General features: G+C 44.0%; 3 protein-coding genes. 2 read left to right on the forward strand and 1 reads right to left on the reverse strand.

What is annotated here, in order from left to right:
- Both ABZB17_RS21150 and ABZB17_RS21155 read left to right on the forward strand, forming a co-directional pair.
- Positions 1-285, forward strand: a 285-nt coding sequence (locus ABZB17_RS21150) for a DUF4870 domain-containing protein (protein ID WP_372653392.1), incomplete at its 5' end; no start/stop codon positions are given.
- Between the two features lie 152 nt (positions 286-437).
- Positions 438-2231, forward strand: a complete 1794-nt coding sequence (locus ABZB17_RS21155) for a cation:proton antiporter (protein WP_372653394.1) — start codon at positions 438-440, stop codon at positions 2229-2231.
- Between the two features lie 609 nt (positions 2232-2840).
- Here the strand turns inward: ABZB17_RS21155 and gltA are convergent.
- The coding region (gene gltA / locus ABZB17_RS21160) for an NADPH-dependent glutamate synthase (RefSeq protein WP_372653397.1) at positions 2841-4047 on the reverse strand (1207 nt) is incomplete at its 5' end.

The raw sequence follows: 4047 nt of genomic DNA on the forward strand, positions 1-4047 counted from the left end.
AGTGGCATCCTTCCGCTGGTGTTTCCAACCGTGCTGATGTGGCGGGCCAGAAAGCACAAAACAACAGCCATGTCGCGCCACTACCGTTCGGTTATCAGCTTTCAACTCCTTATTTGTGGTGTTCTTACAGGTTGTCTGTGGGTTTACTGGAAAGCAAATGTTACTACTCCACTCCTTGGTGTACTTCTGATAAACACTTTACTTTCAATAACAAATACCATTAAAGTGCTGAACGGCGAACCCTATATTCCTTCGCCATTTAGAAAAAACGAAACCCCGGATTAATAGCAGGATAATAATTGGCAAGCCACTCCTCCCCTTTGTTTATGCAGTAATACAACTGCAAACTCATTAACAACTTATTTAATACACCCAGGTATTCTATTTGGACTAAATTTCATATATTGTGAAAGGGACATAACGATAAAAACAGCGCTATGGAAGAATTTCACATTAATATTCTGAATATTTCGGCAGTATTACTTGCAGCATATCTTGGGGGATTTGCGATACGAAAGATCGGTTATCCGGCCATTCTCGGCGAATTGCTTATCGGAATTGTGCTGGGACCGGCCGTACTGGGATGGCTCGAATATTCCGAGGCGGTTAAAGTGCTGGCCGAAATCGGTATAATCCTGCTGATGGTTTACATCGGGATGGAAATCGACTTTCGCGACCTGAAAAAGGCTTCGTGGGCGGGGTTACTGGCGGCCATCGGTGGATTTTTTGTACCCTTTGTATTGGGTTACTTTGCCATTGTCTGGACGGGCGGAACACCAATTGCCGGATTGTTTGTTGCCATTGCCATTGGCGTAACTTCGCTGGCTACCAAAAGTCGTATTCTTATCGACTTGAAACTGCTTAATACACGCATTGCCTATGTGTTAATGGCCGGCGCGCTAATCTCCGATACGCTGGCACTGGTTATCTTTTCGGGCATTACCAACTTTGCCGAAACCAATGTGATAAACATCAGCGAACTACTGCTTATTGGCGGTAAGATCCTTGTATTTTTTGGCCTTACTATTTCAATAGGCGTGTTCCTTTTGCCGCACCTCGGAAAGTACATTACACGCTCAGGAATGAAAAACAGCACCGCCTATTTTACGCTTATTCTGATTGTAACTTTTGGGTATTGCGAGTTGGCAGAACTGGCCGGAATGCACAGCATTTTAGGAGCATTTATGGCCGGTTTGTTTATAAAAGACAACCTCTTCCCAAAAAAGATCTCGAAAGAACTGAACAAAGCTTTTTACGATGTTTCCATCGGTTTTATGGCTCCGATTTTCTTTGTAACGGCCGGTTTTTTTGTTGATGTTACCGTTTTTCAAACCGATCTGGGTTTGCTGATACTGGTTACTTCACTGGCAATAGTAGGTAAAATTGTGGGTACTGCCTTGTTTTACCTTCCCTCGCGAAATGGCTGGCGCGAAGGAATTACCATTGGTACAGGAATGAACGGCCGCGGAGCGGTTGAAATTATTATTGCTGAAATCGGCCTTGGCATGGGCATTATCGACAAAACCATTTTCTCCATTCTGGTGTTTATGGCCATTTTTACCACCCTTACCGTACCTGTGCTTTTAAGCTGGACCACCAAATGGTTGCGCAAACGGGGCGAGCTGGTTTATATGGACGAACGCCGTGGAATTGTATTCCTCGGAGTAAATCCACTAAGCCTTATTCTGGCTAAATATTTCAAAGATCAGACTCCGGTTACGCTTATTGATAATAACCGCGAACTGGCTGCCCGGGCAGAAAAAGCGGGTTTCAACAGTCTGTTTGGCAACGCACTGCACGAAGACATGTGGGAAGACTTACAAGCCGACAATGTGTTGACAGTTGTAGGAATGACAACAAATAACCGGGTAAATACGCTGGCCGCAAAAATGGCAAAAGAAAAGTTCCTTGTTCCTGAAATTGCTGTTGCTCAATCTCCGTCAGAAGAGTTTAATGAAACAACAGGACTTGAGAATATAAATCTCTTGTTTGCATCGCCAGTTGGCCTTGATGAATGGGTGCACAAAATGCAACATGATGAAGCCGGTGAAAGCAGCATTCCGGTTGAAAAAGAAGTGTCGTGCAAAGAATGGATTGCTGAAAATAAAATCGATCTGGAGAACACCTTACCGATTCTGATCGAAAATGAAAAAGGAAGAATCAGGTTATTTAGCTCAGCAGAGAGTGTGCAGGCTGGCGATAAAGTGTTGGTTTTGAACGCTGAAAAATAATGATCGACACAATTTCATTCAAATGAAACAAATATACCCTCTCTCCTGTCTCTCCCTTCTTCGAAGCTACCCTTTATACACATCTTTTTCTGATTTAAATTTCGTCCGGGAGTACCAATTAGCTTCGATCATTTTCTTTCACCGGACGATTCAAATCATATCATCATGCCCCAGGGCGACGTAATTCGTTGAATTACTTGCCCTGGGCTCAAATATTACGCACTTTCAGCGCTTATTCTTTTAATCAAATAAAATATCGGGCTGAAAGTCCGTATTAATTCAGCCCCGGGCAAACTCCCGATTCATCGGGAAAGTGCCGCCCGGGGTTAATGAGAAGTATTAACAAAGGCGCAAATAGAAAAGTCAATTGAAAATGAAACCTAGCATGCGCCTCATTTAGAATTCCTTTTACAGAAATTATTAGTAAAATATTTGTGTATGAAGAGTAGTTGCTGGCAGGGAAGGATAAGAGGATGGGTACGAATGCAACATGAAACTATTTTGCAATAAAAAAGGAGCCCGAAAGCTCCATTATATTTTATGTTCTTATCAAAGTGCACCAGCTTAGTGATAGCCTCACTTTGATTGAGACCATCATTACCGGATATACTAATTCAATTGCGTATCGATAGCTTGTGCGGCTGTTTTTCCGGCACCCATTGCCAGAATTACTGTTGCTGCACCGGTAACTACATCGCCACCGGCATACACACTGTCCATACTTGTCTTCATGGTTTGCTCGTCAACGATAATACCACCCCACGAATGCAAATCAAGCCCTTTAGTGCTTTGTGTAATTAAGGGGTTTGGCGACTGCCCCACTGCAATTACAACCTTATTTACATCGAGCATAAAAGTCTCTCCTTCTATCGCAACCGGTCTTCTACGTCCTGATGCATCGGGTTCGCCCAGTTCCATTTGCTGATTTTCGATGGCTCCTACCCATCCGTTACCATTGTCATGAATTTTTACCGGATTGGCAAGCAACTTAAACTGAATGCCTTCTTCTTTTGCATGCTCAATTTCTTCTGCTCGTGCAGGCAATTCGTCTTCACCGCGTCGGTAAATGATATAAACTTCCCCGGCTCCTAAACGCAGGGCAGTTCGGCAAGCATCCATAGCAACATTACCACCACCTACAACGGCAACTTTATCGCCTTTCTGCACCGGACTTGGCGTTTCGCGTTTAAAGGATTCCATTAAGTTCACACGGGTCAGAAATTCGTTGGCCGAATACACACCATTCAGGTTTTCGCCATCGATATTCAGGAATCGTGGTAATCCTGCTCCGGTAGAAATGAATATGGCCTCAAAACCATCATCTTTCAGATCTTCCACGGTTAACGATTTCCCTACGATCACGTTTTTCTCAATCTTAACGCCCATTTGTTTGATGGAGTCGATTTCTTCGCGTACAATTTGTTTTGGTAACCGGAACTCAGGAATACCATACATCAATACTCCGCCGGGCGTATGAAGTGCTTCGAAAACAACTACCTCGTGACCTTTTTTTGCCAACTCGCCTGCACATGCAATTCCTGCAGGACCGGCGCCAATTACAGCCACTTTCCTGCCCGAGTTGTACTGCGGAAGTTCTTCTTCGAATTTATGCTCACGTGCATAGTCGGCAATAAAACGCTCTAAACGACCGATGGCCACAGGTTCATCTTTTTTACCGCGTACACAAATCGCTTCGCACTGGTTTTCCTGCGGGCACACACGACCACAAACTGCCGGCAGACTATTATATGATTTTATGCTTTTGTAGGCTTCCTGAAAATCTCCTTGTGCAATATGACCGATAAACTCAGGGATA

The sequence above is a fragment of the Draconibacterium sp. genome (assembly GCF_041583095.1).
Taxonomy (GTDB): domain Bacteria; phylum Bacteroidota; class Bacteroidia; order Bacteroidales; family Prolixibacteraceae; genus Draconibacterium.

Coding starts and splice junctions, on each gene's coding strand:
- ABZB17_RS21155 (WP_372653394.1), top strand. CDS start 438: ATGGAAGAATTTCACATTAATATTCTGAATATTTCGGCAGTATTACTT.